General features: G+C 67.2%; 17 protein-coding genes. 10 read left to right on the top strand and 7 right to left on the bottom strand.

What is annotated here, in order from left to right:
* Nucleotides 1-45 precede the first annotated feature (45 nt).
* Both AC5P6S_RS17390 and AC5P6S_RS17385 read right to left on the bottom strand, forming a co-directional pair.
* Entirely contained in the window at nt 46-357 is a 312-nt protein-coding gene (locus tag AC5P6S_RS17390; protein WP_076740115.1) for a DUF3817 domain-containing protein, read from the bottom strand.
* A 125-nt stretch (nt 358-482) separates the two neighbouring features.
* Nucleotides 483-1,418, bottom strand: a complete 936-nt coding sequence (locus tag AC5P6S_RS17385) for a TIGR03571 family LLM class oxidoreductase (RefSeq protein ID WP_076740116.1) — start codon at nt 1,416-1,418, stop codon at nt 483-485.
* 66 nt (nt 1,419-1,484) lie between these two features.
* Between AC5P6S_RS17385 and AC5P6S_RS17380 the strand changes: the two genes are divergently transcribed.
* The 5 genes from AC5P6S_RS17380 to AC5P6S_RS17360 all read left to right on the top strand — a co-directional run bounded on the left by AC5P6S_RS17380 (nt 1,485) and on the right by AC5P6S_RS17360 (nt 5,362).
* The gene (locus tag AC5P6S_RS17380) at nt 1,485-1,934 is read left to right on the top strand and encodes a GNAT family N-acetyltransferase (RefSeq protein ID WP_065183539.1); all 450 of its coding nucleotides are present in this window, start codon (nt 1,485-1,487) and stop codon (nt 1,932-1,934) included.
* A gap of 129 nt (nt 1,935-2,063) precedes the next feature.
* A complete protein-coding gene (locus AC5P6S_RS17375) occupies nt 2,064-3,584 on the top strand; it encodes a thioredoxin family protein (protein WP_449342889.1) in 1,521 nt (506 codons plus the stop codon).
* 241 nt (nt 3,585-3,825) lie between these two features.
* Nucleotides 3,826-4,455: a superoxide dismutase gene (locus AC5P6S_RS17370; protein ID WP_049451607.1), complete on the top strand. Its 630-nt coding sequence runs from the start codon at nt 3,826-3,828 to the stop codon at nt 4,453-4,455.
* Nucleotides 4,452-5,027 carry a flavin reductase family protein gene (locus tag AC5P6S_RS17365; protein ID WP_012480517.1) on the top strand — a complete coding sequence of 192 codons (576 nt, stop codon included), beginning with the start codon at nt 4,452-4,454 and terminating at the stop codon, nt 5,025-5,027. Before AC5P6S_RS17370 ends, AC5P6S_RS17365 begins: the two co-directional genes overlap by 4 nt.
* Nucleotides 5,027-5,362, top strand: a complete 336-nt coding sequence (locus AC5P6S_RS17360; protein WP_495204685.1) for a tetratricopeptide repeat protein — start codon at nt 5,027-5,029, stop codon at nt 5,360-5,362. The genes AC5P6S_RS17365 and AC5P6S_RS17360 overlap by 1 nt, the downstream gene beginning before the upstream one ends.
* A 5-nt stretch (nt 5,363-5,367) precedes the next feature.
* On the opposite strand, the gene AC5P6S_RS17355 is transcribed toward AC5P6S_RS17360, so the two are convergent.
* Together AC5P6S_RS17355 and AC5P6S_RS17350 are read right to left on the bottom strand one after the other, a co-directional pair.
* Nucleotides 5,368-6,516, bottom strand: a complete 1,149-nt coding sequence (locus AC5P6S_RS17355; protein WP_005409959.1) for a fatty acid desaturase family protein — start codon at nt 6,514-6,516, stop codon at nt 5,368-5,370.
* Nucleotides 6,517-6,527: 11 nt separating this feature from the next.
* On the bottom strand, nt 6,528-7,598 hold the full coding sequence (locus tag AC5P6S_RS17350) for a ferredoxin reductase (RefSeq protein ID WP_262101627.1): 1,071 nt from the start codon (nt 7,596-7,598) through the stop codon (nt 6,528-6,530).
* A 92-nt stretch (nt 7,599-7,690) separates the two neighbouring features.
* On the opposite strand from AC5P6S_RS17350, the gene fabR reads away from it, so the two are divergent.
* From fabR to AC5P6S_RS17330, 4 genes are all read left to right on the top strand, one after another.
* Nucleotides 7,691-8,347 carry an HTH-type transcriptional repressor FabR gene (fabR, locus tag AC5P6S_RS17345; protein ID WP_005409961.1) on the top strand — a complete coding sequence of 219 codons (657 nt, stop codon included), beginning with the start codon at nt 7,691-7,693 and terminating at the stop codon, nt 8,345-8,347.
* Nucleotides 8,348-9,135: 788 nt separating this feature from the next.
* Nucleotides 9,136-11,115 (top strand): autotransporter family protein, encoded by a 1,980-nt coding sequence (locus tag AC5P6S_RS17340; RefSeq protein ID WP_495204684.1) that lies wholly within the window; start codon nt 9,136-9,138, stop codon nt 11,113-11,115.
* Nucleotides 11,116-11,375: 260 nt separating this feature from the next.
* Nucleotides 11,376-13,535 carry a TonB-dependent receptor plug domain-containing protein gene (locus AC5P6S_RS17335; RefSeq protein ID WP_065183534.1) on the top strand — a complete coding sequence of 720 codons (2,160 nt, stop codon included), beginning with the start codon at nt 11,376-11,378 and terminating at the stop codon, nt 13,533-13,535.
* Nucleotides 13,525-14,073 carry a thioredoxin-like domain-containing protein gene (locus tag AC5P6S_RS17330; protein ID WP_032965900.1) on the top strand — a complete coding sequence of 183 codons (549 nt, stop codon included), beginning with the start codon at nt 13,525-13,527 and terminating at the stop codon, nt 14,071-14,073. Before AC5P6S_RS17335 ends, AC5P6S_RS17330 begins: the two co-directional genes overlap by 11 nt.
* Before the next feature lie 40 nt (nt 14,074-14,113).
* Here AC5P6S_RS17330 and mntR read toward each other — a convergent pair whose 3' ends face one another.
* The gene (mntR, locus tag AC5P6S_RS17325; protein ID WP_005409965.1) at nt 14,114-14,584 is read right to left on the bottom strand and encodes a manganese-binding transcriptional regulator MntR; all 471 of its coding nucleotides are present in this window, start codon (nt 14,582-14,584) and stop codon (nt 14,114-14,116) included.
* Nucleotides 14,585-14,701: 117 nt separating this feature from the next.
* Between mntR and AC5P6S_RS17320 the strand changes: the two genes are divergently transcribed.
* Nucleotides 14,702-16,033 carry an Nramp family divalent metal transporter gene (locus AC5P6S_RS17320; protein ID WP_012480522.1) on the top strand — a complete coding sequence of 444 codons (1,332 nt, stop codon included), beginning with the start codon at nt 14,702-14,704 and terminating at the stop codon, nt 16,031-16,033.
* 112 nt (nt 16,034-16,145) lie between these two features.
* Here AC5P6S_RS17320 and AC5P6S_RS17315 read toward each other — a convergent pair whose 3' ends face one another.
* Both AC5P6S_RS17315 and AC5P6S_RS17310 read right to left on the bottom strand, forming a co-directional pair.
* Entirely contained in the window at nt 16,146-16,472 is a 327-nt protein-coding gene (locus AC5P6S_RS17315; RefSeq protein ID WP_043035264.1) for a thioredoxin family protein, read from the bottom strand.
* Nucleotides 16,444-16,911, bottom strand: coding sequence for a flavodoxin (locus AC5P6S_RS17310; protein WP_080334823.1), 468 nt, complete (start codon nt 16,909-16,911; stop codon nt 16,444-16,446). Before AC5P6S_RS17310 ends, AC5P6S_RS17315 begins: the two co-directional genes overlap by 29 nt.
* Nucleotides 16,912-16,928: the final 17 nt, after the last annotated feature.

Genomic DNA, 16,928 nt, shown 5'->3' with positions numbered 1-16,928 from the left:
TTGCATTTGATACCCATTCTCTTGAATGGGCGCGCAACAGTGGGTTCAGCGCATCGCACGCAGGCCCAGCAGGCCACGGCGCTTGAACCACCACTCCAGCGGCAGCGTCACCAGCGGCGGGATGGCTGCCAGCAGCGCCAGCGCACTGGCCCACCGCGGCCAGCGCAGGCGCACCGCCGCGAACAGGGTGACTGCCACATAGACCAGGAAGGCCACGCCGTGCAGCGGCCCGAACAGCTTCACCAGCGCCACGTTGGCCATCGGGCCGTACTTCATCCACATGCCGATGAGCAGGCCGGCCCAGGTCACGGCCTCGATGAAAGCGACCGCGGCGAACAGACGTCCGGTCGGGTGCATGGGGGAACGTTGGGTCACGCGGGGCTCCAGCATCGGGGTATCAAATGCGAATGATACGCAGATGCGAACCCCATGTAGAGTCGAGCCGTGCTCGACTGCTGGAGCGTGCCCACCGAGGTGGACAGCTACCGGAGCGTGTGTGGCAGAACGTGCTCCCCGATCTCACGCAGCATCGCGTCCATCGGCCGCCCGTTGTCGACCAGGTTGAACATCACGTGCGCCACGCCCTGCGCATGCACGCGCAGCAGGTAGTCACGCAGGCCATCGCGGCCGACCTTCAGGCCCAGCGGCAGCGGCTCGGCTGGCGCCTGCGGATCGGCCTGCAGGTCCAGCAGCATCGACTGCACGAACGGCTTGGCTGGCCCACCACGCTGCACCAGCGCCTGCTGCCACAGGCCGATGCGCCCTTCCTGCGCGGCCTCCTCGCGGTGATAGGTGGCCCAGCCTTCGGCCTCGCGCGCGATCCACTGCAGGCTCTGCCGCGCGGTACCCACCACCAGCATCGGGATGCGGGTTGCCGGCGCCGGCAGCACGTCGAAGCCACCCGTCGCCTGCAGTACGGCGGTCCGCTCATCGGCCTCCGGTGACAGCGCCGCGCGCAGCAACGTCCAGCGCGCACGGAAGGTCGCCGCCCTGCCCTCCAGATCCTCGCCGAATGCGGCGAACTCTTCGGGGCGGTCCCCCGAACCCAGGCCCAGCACGAACCGTCCGCCGCTGATCCGGTCCAGGCTCAAGGCCGACTTCGCCACCTGCAGCGGCTGCCGCAATGGCAGCACGATGGCCGCGCTGCCGACCACGATGCGTCCGGTCGCGGCAGCCAGCATGCCCAGCCACAGGAACGGGTCATCCAGCGCGCTTGCTGTCGCGTCCGGACCCTGCGGCACCATCAGTGGTACATCACGCGTCCACAATGCGGCAAAGCCCAGATCATCGGCCAGTCGCGCAATGCGCCGCGCCTCATTCGGATCGGCCAGTCCATGCGCGGCGACAGGCGTCATCAGGCCCAGGCTCAGGCCCTGTTGCGGAAACAAGGCAGCGTAAGCAGGATTGAAATCACTCATGCCGCCAGCTTAGCGTGCAGGCCTGCGGCAACGATGACGCGCCGCCCACTACCGGAAGAACACTGCATGCCGACGATCCGCCCTGCCCACGTCGATGACCTGCCTGCGATCAGCGCGGTGTGCCTGGCCGCGTTCACTGCGGCGGTCGCGCCTTCGCTCAGCGCGGCCGGCATCGCCACCTTCGGCAGTGTCGCCGCTGCCGAAGCATTCGGCGCGCGCCTGCACGGTGACAGCCACATCCTGGTGGCCGAGCAGGACGGCCGTGTCGTCGGCGTGATCGAACTGAAGGAGGGCCGGCACCTTGCGATGCTGTTCGTCGATCCCGCCTGCCAGGGCCAGGGCATTGGCCATGCTTTGTTCGAGGCGGTGCTTCCACAGGTGCGCGAGGCGGTCCTGACCGTGCGCGCCTCGCTCAATGCAGTACCGACCTACCTGCGCTATGGCTTTGCGCTGGACGGTGACGTCGGCGAGTTCAATGGGTTGGTGTATCAGCAGATGGTGCGGGCAGCGGCCTGAAGGCATGCGCCCGGCGTTGCCCGGCAATGCCGGGTGGGCGTCATGCCCTGCAGCACGCCCGTCATGAGCAAACTGAATCAGCGGGCTCGCCGGCGGTTCCTACAATGGCCTGTCACCCTGCCCTTCGAGATGCTGCCGATGCGCGTCGCGCTTTCCGTGTTGCTGCTGGCTTCGGCGCTGAGCGCCTGCACCCCGGCCCCGGTTTCCACCGCCAACTCCGCCGAGGCACCCGCGCCGGCGTCCGCCATCGCCTGGCGCCAGGGCGATGTGGACGATGCCTTCGCCGAAGCCGCCGACAGCGGCAAGCCGGTGCTGCTGTACTGGGGCGCGGTCTGGTGCCCACCGTGCAACCAGCTCAAGGCGGGCCTGTTCAAGGACCCGGCCTTCATTGCGCTGACCAGCAAATTCGTGCCGGTCTATCTGGATGGCGACGAGGAAGGAGCGCAGGCCTGGGGCGAACGCTTCGGCGTACGCGGCTATCCGACCCTGATCGTGCTGGACCCACAGCGCAACGAAATCACCCGCGTGGCCGGCGGCAACGACGCCGCCGAACTGACCCGGGCGCTGACCGTTGCCGCAGGCCGCCGCAGTGCTATTGCCGCCACCTTGGCCACCGCGTTGGCAACGCCGGACCGACTGGCCGCCGAAGACTGGCAGGTACTGGGAGACTACGGCTGGGAAGTGGACGCCAACCGCCTCGCCGGCGAGCGCAAGAGCCAGGACGTACTGCGCCAGTTGTCCAAGGCGGCACCGGATGCCGCCCTGCAGCGCCGCTTCGCTCTGCTTGCCTTGGCAACAGCCGAAAAGCCCGATGCCTCGCCCACCGAAGTACGCGAGCTGCTGCAGGCGGTGCTGGCACAACCGGCGGAAGTGCGCCGCAACCGTGAGTTGCTGGGCTATGCAGGCGTGCAGCTGGTCAAGCAGGCCAGTGCCGGGCCGGCCACCAGCAACACGCTGGGACAGCAGCTGCTGGTCGCACTGGAGCGCGCAGACGCCGAGCGCGGTGATCGCGCCGACGACGCGTTGTCGCGTGCGCTGACCGAAGTATCGCTGGCCCGCCAGCAGCAGCCGAAGGGTGCACTGCCCGCGGCCCTGGTTGAGCGGGTCAAGCAGCGCGTGGCCGCTGCCGATGCCGCCGCCACCGATGCGCATGCGCGCCAGGCCACCATCAGCAGCGCGGCGTACGCATTGCGCCAGGTCGGCGACGACGCGGGCGCCGAGGCGCTGTTGCTGGCCGAGCTGAAGCGCAGCGAGCAGCCGTACTACTACATGCCCGAGCTGGCCGAGCTGGCCGAACAGCGCGGCGATACCGCCGGTGCACTGGAGTGGTTGAAGCGCGCCTACGACGGTGCACAGGGCCCGGCCACCCGCGTGCAGTGGGGCGTGCTGTACGTGGAAGGGTTGCTGAAGCTGGCACCGGACGACGCACCACGCATCGAGCAGGCCACCGCGTCGCTGATCGCCGAACTGGAAGCGCAGCCGTCGGGCTACCACCAGCGCACCCGCCAGCGCTTCGAGCGCCTGGCCGGGCAGTTGAAGACGTGGAGCGGCAAGCACCAGGGTGCGGAGACGCTGGCGCGGCTGCAGCAGCGGATGCAGCAGGCATGCGGTGACCAGGTGGATGGTGCGTGCAAGGACTGGTTGAGTTGATGATAACGCTGGCAGCGGGCACGTCAGCGCGCCGGCGAGGTTCGAAAAGCGGGTTCTGGTAGTGCCGGCCGCTGGCCGGCAACCCGACCTTCGCTGATTGCCGGCCAGCGGCCGGCACTACCATGCCGCTCCTGCTCCCTTTCACGCATCCCCCCCCGCCCCTTGACCTCAACCAATGTTGAGGTGCGATAACAGTCTCCCCACGGCCAGCCCTCTGGCCTTCCCCACGGAGATTGCTTCAATGTCGTACTCGCTTCCCCCGCTCCCCTACGCCTACGACGCCCTTGAGCCGCATTTCGATGCGCGCACGATGGAGATCCACCACAGCAAGCACCACCAGACCTACGTCAACAACCTCAACGCCGCCATCGAGCAGGCCGGCATCGCCGAGCAGCCGGTCGAGGCGCTGATCGCCAACCTCGATGCCGTGCCCGAGGCGCAGCGTGGCGCGGTCCGCAACAACGGCGGTGGCCACGCCAACCACAGCCTGTTCTGGACCGTGCTCAGCACCCACGGTGGTGCACCCGATGACGAGCTGGCCGCCGCCATCGACCGCGATCTTGGCGGCTTCGATGCCTTCAAGGACGCCTTCACCAAGGCGGCGCAGACCCGCTTCGGCAGCGGCTGGGCCTGGCTGACCAGCGATCGCGATGGCCGCCTGCAGGTGGAAAGCAGCGCCAACCAGGACAGCCCGTTGATGGGTGCAGCCGTGGGCCTGTCGGGCAACACCCCGATCCTCGCACTGGATGTCTGGGAACACGCCTACTACCTGCACTACCAGAACCGTCGCCCGGACTACATCGGTGCGTTCTTCAACATCATCAACTGGGCCGAGGTCGGCCGCCGCTACCGCCAGGCCAGGGCCTCATGAGCGGCGAGACACTGCCGTACGCCGGGCCGTGGGCGGGGGTATTCCCCGCCCCGGCGCCGGTGCCGTCGGTCGAGATGCCGCCGCGCGCACTGCGGCGGCTGCTCGGCCACTTTCCTACCGGCGTGGCCATCGTCTGCGCACGCGATGCGCAGGGCAAGCCCATCGGCCTGACCATCAATTCGTTCGTGCCGGTGTCATTGCAGCCGCCGCTGGTGCTGTGGAACCTGGCATTGCACGCGCAGAGCCTGTCCACCTTCCAGCGCGCCACCCGCTTTGCGATCAGCGTGCTGGCGGCCGACCAGGAAGCGCTGGCCCGGCGCTTTGCCGATCCGCAGGTGCGCAACCGCTTCGATGGCCTGGCATTGCTGGATGACGACGAGGACGCCCCACCGCGCATCGCCGGTGCGGTCGCCCATCTCACCTGTACCCGCCACGCACAGTGGCCGGTGGGCGATCACCTGCTGCTGGCCGGCCGCATCATCGACGTGCACGAGAACGGCGGCGCGCCGCTGCTGTTCCATCGCGGCCGCTTCCAGCCCGGCCCGGCCGAGCTGCTGGTGGAGGTGCGCTGATGAACATCGAAGCTCTGGAATGCATGCTCGCCGCCGGCAAGGACGGCGCGCTGCTGCGCTTCGGCCTGGGCAAGGGCTGGCTGGATGCCGGCAACCCGGTGCGCGCGGCCACCCATCTGGGCCGTTGCGTGGTGCTTGATCCGCAGTACTCGGCGGCGTGGAAGCTGCTGGGCAAGGCCTGGCTGGCCAGTGGCCAGCCCCAGGCGGCGCGCGAAGCATGGCAACGCGGCCTGAGCGTGGCCGGCGGCAAGGGCGACCAGCAGGCACGCAAGGAAATGCAGGTGTTCCTGCGACGCCTGGACCGCGAGCAGGCGGACCTGGCGAAAGCGGGCTGAGTCGATCAGCCCGCGTTGGCCGATGCCGGTGCGGACATGATGTCCGACATCGGCAGGCGACGCGGCTTGCTCGGGAACGCGTGACGCAGGATGCGCCAGACCACCTGGCCGAACTGGCGCGGCAGCGAGCCGTTGTTGTAGTGCTGGCCGTAGCGGCGGCAGATGTCCTTCACTTCATTGGCGATGGCCGCATAGCGGTTGGCCGGCAGGTCCGGGTAGAAGTGGTGCTCGATCTGGTGGCTGAGGTTGCCCGACAGCACGTTGATCAGGAAGCCGCCACTGATGTTGGACGATCCACGCAGCTGGCGCAGGTACCAGTGGCCGCGCGATTCATTGCGCAGGCATTCCTTCGGGAAGGTTTCCGATTCGGCGGTGAAGTGGCCGCAGAAGATGATCACGTAGGTCCAGATGTTGCGCAGGCCGTTGGCCACCATGTTGCCCAGCATCACGGTGAGGAAGAACGGGCCGGCCAGCAGCGGGAAGAACACGTAGTCCTTCAGCACCTGGCGGGCCATTTTCCGCGCCACCGGGCGGGTCTGCATCCACATCGCACGGCCGCTGATACGACCCTTCAGCCAACGGCCCAGCCGCAGGTCCTGCGCGGCCACGCCCCACTGGAACAGCAGCGCGAAGATCGGTGCGATGATCGGCTGCAGCAGGTAGAACGGCTTCCAGCGCTGTTCCGGGAAGATGCGCAGCAGGCCGTAGCCGATGTCATCGTCCATGCCACGCACGTTGGTGTAGGTGTGGTGGCGGAAATTGTGGGTCTTGCGCCAGTTGTCGGCGGTGGCAACGATGTCCCACTCGTAGGTGTTGCCGTTGAGCTTGGGGTCGCCGGTCCAGTCGAACTGACCATGCATGACGTTGTGGCCCAGCTCCATGTTCTCCAGGATCTTCGACAGCGCCAGCAGCAGCGTGCCGGTGATCGCGGCCGGCCACAGCAGCGGCATCCAGAACAGTGGCGAGAACGCCGCAAGGAACAGCAGGCCACGGCCGCCCACGCCGAACCAGCGCACGGCGGCGGCAACGCGGCGGATGTAGCGGGTATCGGAGGCGCCGAGGCTGCCGATCACACGGTCGCGGATCGCGTCGAGTTCCTCACCGAAGGCATGCATCTCGGCAGTACTCAGGGCACGGTCGGTAGCGCGGGTCATGGCAGGCGTCCTCAGAGATCCAAAGTCAGGTCGGTGGTCGGTGCGCTCACGCAGATCCGCACCGGCTGTGCCGATTCGGACTGCAGGTCGCCGGTGCGCAGATGGCGGGTGGCGCCACTGACGCGATCACAGGTGCAGGTATTGCAGATGCCCATGCGGCAACCATGCTTGGGCTTGATGCCATGGGCTTCGAGGCTTTCCAGCAGCGAGCGGCCACGCGGCACGCTCAGCTGGCGGCCACTGCGCGCGAGCGTCAGCGACACCTCGCCTTCGCTGCTGGCATCGCACAGCGGCGCCGGCGGGGTGAAGGCTTCGGCCTGGAAGCCAGCCACCTGGTGCGCCAGGCGCTCACGCGCGGCAGCAACGAAGCCGTCCGGGCCGCAGGCCAGCACATGGCGCTGCGCCAGCGGCGTGTCATCGCCGGCCACCTGCAGATCATGGGTATCGATTCGCGCGGCCGGCGCCTCACCCTCGCGGGTGGTCAGCAGGTGCACGCGCAGGTTCGGATGGGCCGCGGCCAGCGCCTGCAGTTCATCACGGAACTGCAGATGGGCGGCGGTGCGCTCCCAGTAGAACAGGTCCACCGGCGCTGCCAGCGGGCGCTGGCAGGCGTCGCGCAACAGGCTGCGCATCGGCGTGATGCCACTGCCAGCCGCCAGCAGCAGCACCGGCGCCGCGGCCGGCATATGGAACTCGCCGAAGGCGGCATCGAGGCGGAACAGTTCGCCCGGCTGCGCGTGGTTGACCAGATGCTGGCTGACCCGGCCGCCGTCGATCGCCTTGACGGTGATCGCCAGCTCGCGCCGACCCAGTGCGGTGGGGCTGTAGCTGCGCTGCCACAGGCGTCCTTCAATCTCGACGCCGAGGGTGACGTGCTGGCCGGCACGCATGCCGGCCCAGTGCCGGTTGGTGCGCAGGACCAGCGTCGCCGCGCCCTCGCCGGCCGGCTCACGCCGGACCAGGCGGGCCACCGGCTCGCGCAGGGTCCACAGGGGATTGAGCTGGCCCGCCCAGAAATCGAACAGCGACGGCGAGACCCAGCGGTACGGAGAGAACAGGGACGGACGGACGACAGCGCTCATGAGCGAACTATACGGGCGCACATACACCTGTGTATACATGTGTATATTGAACCGGATTGGGTATGATTCAGCCTCGCCCCACCGGAACCCCCATGGCCGCCGCCACCGCCTTGTCGACGCCCGAAGATGCCAACAGCCCGGCCCGCCGTACGGTGAGCCGCGAGGATCTGCTGGCCGCCGCCCTGAAACTGATCGGGCCGCACCGCAGCCTGTCCACGCTCAGCCTGCGCGAAGTGGCACGTGAGGCCGGCATCGCGCCGAACAGCTTCTACCGTCAGTTCCGCGACATGGATGAACTGGCCGTGGCGCTGATCGACGCCGCCGGCCGCTCGCTGCGCACCATCATCGGCGAGGCCCGCCAGCGCGCCACCTCCACCGCCACCAGCGTGGTGCGCGTGTCCGTGGAGACCTTCATGGAGCAGCTGCGTGCCGACGACAAGCTGCTGCACGTGCTGCTGCGCGAAGGCGCGGTCGGCTCGGACGACTTCAAGCACGCGGTCGAACGCGAGCTGCACTACTTCGAAGAAGAGCTGCAGCACGACCTGGTGCGCCTGGCCGCACTGGATGGCGCCGTACTGCATGCCCCGGAACTGGTGGCCAAGGCCATCACCCGCCTGGTGTTCGCCATGGGCGCCACCGCCATGGACCTGCCGCCGGAGAAGGATCCGGAACTGGTCGAGCAGATCTCCACGATGATCCGCATGATCATCGTCGGCGCCCGCACCCCCGCCGCGTTCCGCCGCGGCTGATCAAGCTCCCCTGGGCCGGATCCCTTTCCGCAGGAAAGGGCCCTGCCCCGCACACCTGGACTCCAGCCTCCCACACGGCACTGCCGTGCCGGTGAACCGTGGGCGCCATCACAGAACTGTTTCGCGAATGCGCAGGTTGGACATCCTGCACGCGCCATTCACTGAGATCTCACGCACGCTGAATTATTCAGACCGCGCACTCCATTCAGTTTGGTGAGTTATTGAACGGGGTTTGAACCCGGCACGTGCCGCTGCAGTCGCTTCAGATTAATTGCATGGCCCAGGCAAGACCCGATCCGCAAAGTGCCGCCTTCCGGCCCTGCGGATGCAGGTCCCACCCCAATGAGCTTCAAGGAGAAACACCCATGCGCATGATGCAGTTCACGCCGAAGTTTCCTTCCACGTTTGTCCGTTCGCGGTTGGGTCTGGCCGTAGCCAGCTCATTGATGCTCGCCGCCATGGGCACCGCAAATGCTGTCGACGTCGGCCCAGGCCAGACCGTCACCATTACCCCAGGAAGTGCCTTCGAGGGACAGAATCTCTCCGTCCATGGAGGAACCGCCAATGTTCTGGGCGCCCGCATGGGCGCACTGGACTCGTTCTCTGCAGGCGGCACACACCAGACAATCATCAACGCAGATGGTGCTGGCTTCACGTCAACCACAGGCAATTTCGTACGGAGCTCAACAGCGGTCTTCCGCAATTCGGTGCTGAGCGCCACAACCGGCCCGGCCCTTGGTTTGGCACGATCAGGCGCTGTCGATGGCAATGGACGCCCCTACCCCAGAGTGTCGTTGATCGACAGCTCGCTCACTTCCACACGCATCGGACTGCAGGTGCTCGCCGGCGGCTACGCTGATGTAGACGGTTCGACCATTTCCGGCGGTACGTATGGGGTCTCTGTCGGTGCGGGCTCCGTTTCGCTGCGCAATGGCTCGACGGTCAACGGAGCCACAGCTGGAATCCTGATCATCTCGAGCCCAACCATCGAAGAGAATCTCGCCGACTGGGGCGTGATGGTTGATGGTTCACACGTCGAAGCAAGCAACGGCAGCACCATTCTGTTCGGCGCTCATCTGCCTTCTGTATCCCGCCCGGATACGCTGTTGATACAGAATGATGCGACTCTGGTGGGGAGCAACGGCGTCATCATCTCTACCCGCGACAACGCCCACTTCGACCTCACCGCCCGCACCTCCACGCTCAAGGGCGACATCACCATTGCCGATACCGCCAGCGGCACGCTGCGCTTCCTTGACGGCCTCGACCTCACCGGCCGTATCCTCGGCCCAGCCGACGTCATCGTCGACCAGGGCGGTCGCTGGACGCTGTCCGGCGACAGCAACACCGGCAACCTCACCCTGGGTGCAGGCAGCAGCATCTTCCTCGGTGCAGCGGGCACTGCGGCCTATCCGCAGCTGACGGTCAACGGCAACTACACCGGCAATGGCGGCACCCTGCACTTCAACACCGTGCTGGCCGGCGACGACGCAGCAAGCTCGCGCATGCACGTGACCGGTGATACCAGCGGCACCACCCAGGTCACCGTCAACAACATTGCCGGTGCTGGCGCACAGACCGTCAACGGCATTCCGCTGGTGCAGGTGGACGGTGCCAGCAATGGCCACCTCGCACTGCAGGGCCGCGCCATCGGTGGCATGTACGAGTATTTCCTGCGCAAGGGCACTCCGGGCGCCAACAACGGCAACTGGTACCTGACCTCGGCCTACACCGGCAATCCGTGCGATATCAATCCGTCGCTGCCGGAGTGCACGCCGGTGGACCCGGTGGATCCGGTCGACCCTGTGGACCCGGTCGATCCCACCGATCCGGTCGATCCGGTCCCCGTGCTGCGTCCGGAGCCGGGCGCGTACCTGGCCAACCAGGCCGCGGCCGTGCAGATGTTCCAGCTGCGCCGCCATGACCGCGGCGAGCCCGGCTTCGACCGCGCCCGCATCGGCACCTGGGTGCGCGCCGGGCGTGACCAGCTGCAAGCCAACGTGGCCGGCCAGGTCGATGCCCGTACCCACATCAACACCCTGCAGCTGGGCAGCGATGTCTGGCGCTGGGGCGATGGCCGTGGCCAGGTCGGGGTGATGCTCGGCACCGGCGATGCGACCACACAGGCGGTGTCGACGCTGAGCGGTTATGGCACCCGCGGCAAGGTCAAGGGCAAGTCGGCCGGTGTCTACCTGGGCTGGGTGCAGGATGCACAGAGCAGTGCCGGCCTGTATGTGGACGGCTGGCTGCAGGCGGCGCGCTTCGACAACGAGGTGCAGGGCGAAGGCATCGCCCGTGAGACTTACGACTCCAGGACCCGCAGCGCATCGTTGGAAGCCGGTTATGCCTGGGCCATCCGCAGCAGTGAGGCCAGCACGCTGTACCTGCAGCCGCAGGCGCAGCTGACCTGGACCGACTACGAAGGCGACAGCCTGGTCGAAAACAATGGCACCACGGTCGAAGACGGTCGCGGCGGCGGCCTCAACAGCCGCCTCGGCCTGCGCCTGTTTGGCCAGAGCACGCTGCAGGGCAACCGCGTGCAGCCGTTCCTGGCGGCGAACTGGCTGCGTGGCCAGCGCGATGAGGCCATGCGCTTCAACAGTGAGTCGTTCAGCGCGAAAACGCCGGAGAACCGCTACGAAGTGCAGGCCGGTGCCCAGCTGCAGCTGGGCCAGCGCTGGAGCGCGTGGGGTGACCTGCGTGTGCAGCGCGGCGACTGCGGCTACCGCAACCATGGTGCCCAGGTGGGCCTGCGCGCCGCCTGGTAAGGCCACCGCCGCCCCGGGCCCAGGCCTGGGGCGGCGTTCCTCAACTCCTCTCGCACCCTGCCGGGAATGACATCCGGCAGGGTTCTGGCGCTTATTTGTAATGTTATAACATCGTCGTCCGCGATGTTCTGATCCCGCTTTCGGCTTCGTGATTGCACGGACTTATTTATATAGCCGTTGCTATATTTATAACCCTCTGCTTTCATATGCGTCAGCCAGGTCGCCCTCGCCGCCTTTCCTCTCCCAAGGACGACGCCTTCATGCCCGTTGCCACACCCCTCTTCCATCGGCTGCCCCTGGCCGCCGCCATCGCCCTGACCCTGCCGCTGCCCGCACTGGCCGCCACACCGAAGCCGACCGAGCTGGACCGCGTGCAGGTGAAAGTCAGCACCGCCACCCGCAGCGAACGCCTGCTGTCCGATGTCCCGATCCGCACCGAAGTGCTGCGCAAGGAAGACATCGCGTTGCGCGCGGCCACCGACTTCTCCCGTGCCGCCGAGCTGATCAACGGCCTGCGCGTGGAAAGCAACTGCCAGAACTGCAACACCAGCGAAGTACAGCTGCTGGGCCTGCCCGGTGCCTACAACCAGCTGCTGTTCGATGGCATCCCGCTGCTGTCCACGCTGGGCAGCGTGTACGGCCTGGAACAGATCCCGGCCGGGTTCGTCGACCGCATCGAAGTGGTCAAGGGCGGTGGCTCGGCGCTGTACGGCCCGGGTGCGGTTGCCGGTGTGATCAACCTGATTCCGCCGCTGCCGGCGCGCAGCGGTGGCCATGTGCAGGCCGGCGTGGATGTCCTGAAAGGCACGCCGCAGAAGAACGCCGATGTGCGGCTGGACCTGGTGGCCAAGGAAGCAGACGCCGGCCTGTCGGTGATTGCCCAGCGCAACTGGAACAGCGGCATCGACTACAACGGTGACGGCTACACCGAAATCACCCGCAAGAACCTCAAGGTCGGCGGGCTGCAGGCCTGGTACGCACCGACGCCGGGAACGCGGCTGCGCCTGGACCTGCAGGTGACCGATGAAACCCGGCGTGGCGGCAACCGCTTGGACCAGCCGGAATACCTGGCCAACATCGCCGAATCGCTGGATACGAAATACCGCCGCGGCAGCGTATCGTGGGACCAGGAAATCAATGCCGACGTCGATTTCCGCCTGGCCTACGCCTTCGCCGACATTGACCGCGACAGCTTCTATGGCGGTCTGGGCGACGTCGTTACCGATCCGTCCGCGCCGGGCTATGACCCGTCGCAGCTGGACCCGAACGTGGCCGGCAGCGCGGCCTCGCGTTCGTGGCGCCAGTACGGCCGCACCCACAACCCGCTGCACTACATCGACAGCCAGTTGAACTGGCGGTTGGGTGCGCACGCGCTGGCCTTCGGCGTGCAGTACAAGCACGAGGCGCTGCGCGACGACAACCGCACCGGTGACGGCCAGCGTCTTGCGGTACTGGAGGATGCGACCTTCCACAACCTGGGCGCCTTCATCCAGGACGAGTGGAGCCTGCGCGACAACGTCGACCTGGTGTTGGGTGCACGCGTGGACAAGAGCTCGGAACTGGACAGCGCGGTGTTCTCGCCGCGCATCGCGCTGGCCTGGCAGGCCACGCCCAACCTGAAGTGGCGTGCCGGCATCGCTACCGGCTTCCGTGCTCCGGAGATCTTCGTCGAGGACGTGCATGTCGACACGCTGGGGGGCGAGCAGGTGCGCGTGCGCAATACCGATGGCCTGAAGGAAGAGCGCGCGTTGACCACCCTGTTCGGCTTCGACTGGCGCTCGGACCCGGCCAATCCGGTGTGGAGCTGGGATGCCACGGCCTCCTATGCACGCATCCGCGACACCTTCGCATTGGGTGAGATCCAGCGTGGCGATGACGGGCAATTGAGCCAGCTGCGCTACAACGCCTCCGGCTCAAACGTGCTGGGCGCGGAAACCAACCTCGGCTGGCAGCCGTCTCCGCAGTGGCGCCTGACCGCCGGTGCCTCGTGGTACCGCTCGCGCTTCCGCGAACCACAGCGCATCTTCGACGACACCGGCGATGGTGGCGACACCGTGATCGAAAGCCGCGACTACCTGAAGACCCCACGCTGGACCGGCCTGGCCCAGCTGAGCTGGATGCCGGCCGAACCGTGGGAGACCTTCGTCGCGCTGCGCCATACCGGGCCGATGTCGGTGCTGAACAACCGGCTGGGCGAGCTGCACCGTACGCGCTCGTTCCTGGTCACCGATCTCGGGGCGCGCTGGCACCGGCATCTGGGCGCGCAGGCGCAGCAGGAAGTGTCGGTAGCCGCTGGCGTCAAGAACGTGTTCGATCAGCGCCAGAAGGATCTGGAAGTGGGCGCGCTGCGTGACAGCGACTATGTCTACGGGCCGCGCTTCGCGCGCTCGTGGTACGTCAACCTGCGCTATGCGTTCTGAGTTGCTGCGAACGTTGTCGCTGGTCAGCGCCCTGCTGCTGGGCGCACCCGCAATGGCCACGGACCTGCATGCGCAGGTTTCGGCCTCGCTGATGCGGCCGGAACAGCGCACGCTGCGGCCGATGCAATGGACGCCGCCGCCGAAGCTGGTGGCGCTGTACTTTGGTGCCGACTGGTGTGCACCGTGCCATGCCTTTGTACCCACCTTGCGCAGCGTGCGCGACGCGTTGCGCGAGGCCGGCGCCGATACCGAAGTGGTGTACGTCAGCCTGGATGAGAGCGAGGCCGCGCTGCGCCGCTACATGCACGCGCAGGACATGCCGTGGCCGGTGCTGGACCCGCGCCGCACCGCGCGCATGCCGGCACTGCAGGCGTTGGCTGGGCTGGCACCGCCGAATCTGGTACTGATCGATGCCGACGGCACGGTGCTGGCCAATGGCTGGCAAGGGCGACGCTACGACGGCCTGCAGCCAGTGCTGAAGGAATGGACGAAACGGGCGTGCGCGCAGGAACAGGCACGCTGCCCGCCTGGATTGTAGGGTCGCGCGAAATGCCGCCGGGCATGGCCCGGCGCTACCGTTACAGCGCCCCGCCCTCGGCCTTGCGCACGAACGCTTCAAACAACGCCAGCGTCTGCTCGCTCACATGGTGCTCGATGCCCTCGGCATCGCGCCGCGCGGTATCCGCGTCCACGCCCAGCGCCAGCAGGAAACGCTCCACGGTCTGATGACGCTGGCGGCTGGCATGGGCCAGCGCCTCGCCTTCCGGGGTCAGGAACACGCCGCGGTACGGCCGCTGCACCACCCAGCCATCGCGGGCCAGGCGCCGCAGCATCTTCGCCACGGTGGGCTGGGCCACGCCCAGGCGGGTGGCGATGTCGACCTGGCGGGCCTCGCCGCCGTCGGCCAGCAGGTCCGAGATCAGCTCGACATAGTCCTCCACCAGCTCCATCCGGTGCGCCTCGCGCACTTGCCGGAAGCTCTCGACCTGGCGCTCGGCCTCGATCAAGGGGGTGCTTTTCAGCGATGTCGAATCGTCGGTCTTGCCCACGCCTGCGCCTGTCCTTCCGGGGGGATCCGGTGTTGAACCTGAATTCTGGACCAGTAACGCGATAAAGACGATTGTTTCACATTGCTAATGACTATAGCCGGAGCTATATTCGAATCCATGAACACCCTGGCGCCCCGTGACCCTTCGGCCTCCACTCCGGCCAGCCTGGGTGCGCTCAACGCCTCGGTCGCGGTGCCCGACAAGGGCCATTGGTGGTTCCGCCTGCTGGCCTTCCTCGGCCCCGGCTACATGATCTCGGTCGGCTACATGGACCCCGGCAACTGGGCCACCGACCTCGCCGGCGGTTCACGCTTCGGCTACCTGCTGCTGTCGGTCATCCTCGTCTCCAACCTGATGGCGGTGATCCTGCAGGCGCTTTCGGCGCGGCTGGGCATCGCCACCGGCATGGACCTGGCCCAGGCCTGCCGCGCGCGTTACCCCAAGCCGGTTAACCTGGCGCTGTGGGCGCTGTGCGAGGCGGCGATCATCGCCTGCGACCTGGCCGAGGTGATCGGCACCGCGATCGCACTGAAACTGCTGTTCGATCTGCCACTGCTGTGGGGCGCGGTGATCACCGCCCTGGACACGCTGCTGGTGCTGCTGCTGATGAACCGCGGTTTCCGTGCGCTGGAAGCCTTCGTGATCGCGCTGCTGATGGTGATCTTCGGCTGCTTCATGGTGCAGATCGCGCTGGCCGCACCGCCGGTGATGGACGTGCTGGGCGGCTTCATTCCGCGCGCGCAGGTAGTGACCGATCCGCACGCGCTGTACATCGCGATCGGCATCATTGGTGCCACGGTGATGCCGCACAACCTGTACCTGCATTCGTCCATCGTGCAGACCCGTGCCTACCCGCGCACCGATGAGGGCCGTCGCAGCGCGCTGCGCTGGGCGGTGACCGACAGTACCCTTGCGCTGACCCTGGCACTGTTCATCAACGCCAGCATCCTGATCCTGGCGGCGGCGGTGTTCCATGCCAATGGCCGTTTCGACGTGGAAGACATCGAACAGGCCCACCAGCTGCTGGCGCCGATGCTGGGGGTGGGCGCGGCGGCGACGTTGTTCGCGGTGGCCCTGCTGGCGTCGGGCCTGAATTCGACAGTGACCGCCACGCTGGCCGGCCAGATCGTGATGGAAGGCTTCCTGCACCTGCGCCTGCCGCCGTGGCTGCGGCGGCTGATCACGCGCGCACTGGCAATCATTCCGGTGGTGGTGGTGATCATGCTGTTCGGCGACCAGGGCGCCGTAAAGCTGCTGGTGCTGAGCCAGGTGGTGCTGTCGATGCAGCTGCCGTTCGCGATCATCCCACTGGTGCGGATCGTGACCGACAAGATGACGATGGGCGCGTTGGTAGCCCCGCGCTGGCTGGGCGCGATCGCCTGGGTGATCGCGCTGGTGATCGTGGTATTGAACGTGAAGCTGCTGGTGGATACCTTCAGCGGCGGGTGATGCCAGATCCAGGGGTTGGACCCAGTAGATCCACGCCATGCGTGGATGCCTTTACACGATGCGGGGTCAGAGCCCTTGCCTCTGGCAAGGGATCCGACCCACCATCTCCACGCTACAGATGCAACGCGATCGCGGCCTCGATCTGTTGCGGCGACTGGAATCCGGCCAGGCGCGTACGTTCGTCACCGTCACGGAACAGCGACAGCGTCGGCGTCTGCCGCAGCCCCAGCTCCCTGAAGAACGCCTCACCCAGCACTTCCAGCTGCACGCGCAGCAGGGTCGTTCCCTGCCCCGCCGCGCTGTTGGCCACCCGGTGCAACGACATCTCCAGCATCCGGCACCCCGGGCACTGGTCCTTGTGGAAATCCACCAGCACCCGCGGGTGCTCGGCCAGCAGCTGCTGGAACTGCTCAGGCGTGGTGGCGTCGATGATCTGCATCGGTGTTGCTCCAATAGTGGGCCAGGACCGCGTCGGTCCAGGCCTCGATGGCCCCCGCATGGCGTTGCCCATGCGGCATCTGTTCGATTTCCAGCGGCGGATAGTCGCTGCGGAAGTAGCGGATCAGGCGGTGCACGGCGCCGCAGTAGTACTCCTGCCCCCACTGCGTTTCGCCGGTGCCGAACACCGCCAGCTGCCGCGGCCGCTCGCCGCGTTCGGCGATGCCGGCCACCCATGCCTTCATCTCCGACGGCGTGCGGCCGGCGTTGTCGGTCCAGCAGCCCAGTAGCACCAGGTCGGCCTCGTCGGCCGCCAGCGGCGGCGCCTGGCGCAGGTCGTCAGCGTCCTGCCAGTGAACCGCATGACCGGCAGCGCGGCAGCGCTCGGCAATCTGCCGGCCAAGTTCGCGGGTATTGCCGCTCAACGAGGCGACCACCACCAGGATGCTCAGCGCGG

The sequence above is a fragment of the Stenotrophomonas sp. YJH_SMC_119 genome, from assembly GCF_059368315.1.
This window is presented reverse-complemented; position numbering and strand designations above follow the sequence as displayed.

Excerpts from the sequence above, each read along its gene's own strand:
- AC5P6S_RS17390 (WP_076740115.1), bottom strand. The coding sequence starts at position 357 with ATGCACCCGACCGGACGTCTGTTCGCCGCGGTCGCTTTCATCGAGGCC.
- AC5P6S_RS17385 (WP_076740116.1), bottom strand. The coding sequence starts at position 1,418 with ATGAGTGATTTCAATCCTGCTTACGCTGCCTTGTTTCCGCAACAGGGC.
- AC5P6S_RS17380 (WP_065183539.1), top strand. The coding sequence starts at position 1,485 with ATGCCGACGATCCGCCCTGCCCACGTCGATGACCTGCCTGCGATCAGC.
- AC5P6S_RS17375 (WP_449342889.1), top strand. The coding sequence starts at position 2,064 with ATGCTGCCGATGCGCGTCGCGCTTTCCGTGTTGCTGCTGGCTTCGGCG.
- AC5P6S_RS17370 (WP_049451607.1), top strand. The coding sequence starts at position 3,826 with ATGTCGTACTCGCTTCCCCCGCTCCCCTACGCCTACGACGCCCTTGAG.
- AC5P6S_RS17365 (WP_012480517.1), top strand. The coding sequence starts at position 4,452 with ATGAGCGGCGAGACACTGCCGTACGCCGGGCCGTGGGCGGGGGTATTC.
- AC5P6S_RS17360 (WP_495204685.1), top strand. The coding sequence starts at position 5,027 with ATGAACATCGAAGCTCTGGAATGCATGCTCGCCGCCGGCAAGGACGGC.
- AC5P6S_RS17355 (WP_005409959.1), bottom strand. The coding sequence starts at position 6,516 with ATGACCCGCGCTACCGACCGTGCCCTGAGTACTGCCGAGATGCATGCC.
- AC5P6S_RS17350 (WP_262101627.1), bottom strand. The coding sequence starts at position 7,598 with ATGAGCGCTGTCGTCCGTCCGTCCCTGTTCTCTCCGTACCGCTGGGTC.
- fabR (WP_005409961.1), top strand. The coding sequence starts at position 7,691 with ATGGCCGCCGCCACCGCCTTGTCGACGCCCGAAGATGCCAACAGCCCG.
- AC5P6S_RS17335 (WP_065183534.1), top strand. The coding sequence starts at position 11,376 with ATGCCCGTTGCCACACCCCTCTTCCATCGGCTGCCCCTGGCCGCCGCC.
- AC5P6S_RS17330 (WP_032965900.1), top strand. The coding sequence starts at position 13,525 with ATGCGTTCTGAGTTGCTGCGAACGTTGTCGCTGGTCAGCGCCCTGCTG.
- AC5P6S_RS17320 (WP_012480522.1), top strand. The coding sequence starts at position 14,702 with ATGAACACCCTGGCGCCCCGTGACCCTTCGGCCTCCACTCCGGCCAGC.
- AC5P6S_RS17315 (WP_043035264.1), bottom strand. The coding sequence starts at position 16,472 with ATGCAGATCATCGACGCCACCACGCCTGAGCAGTTCCAGCAGCTGCTG.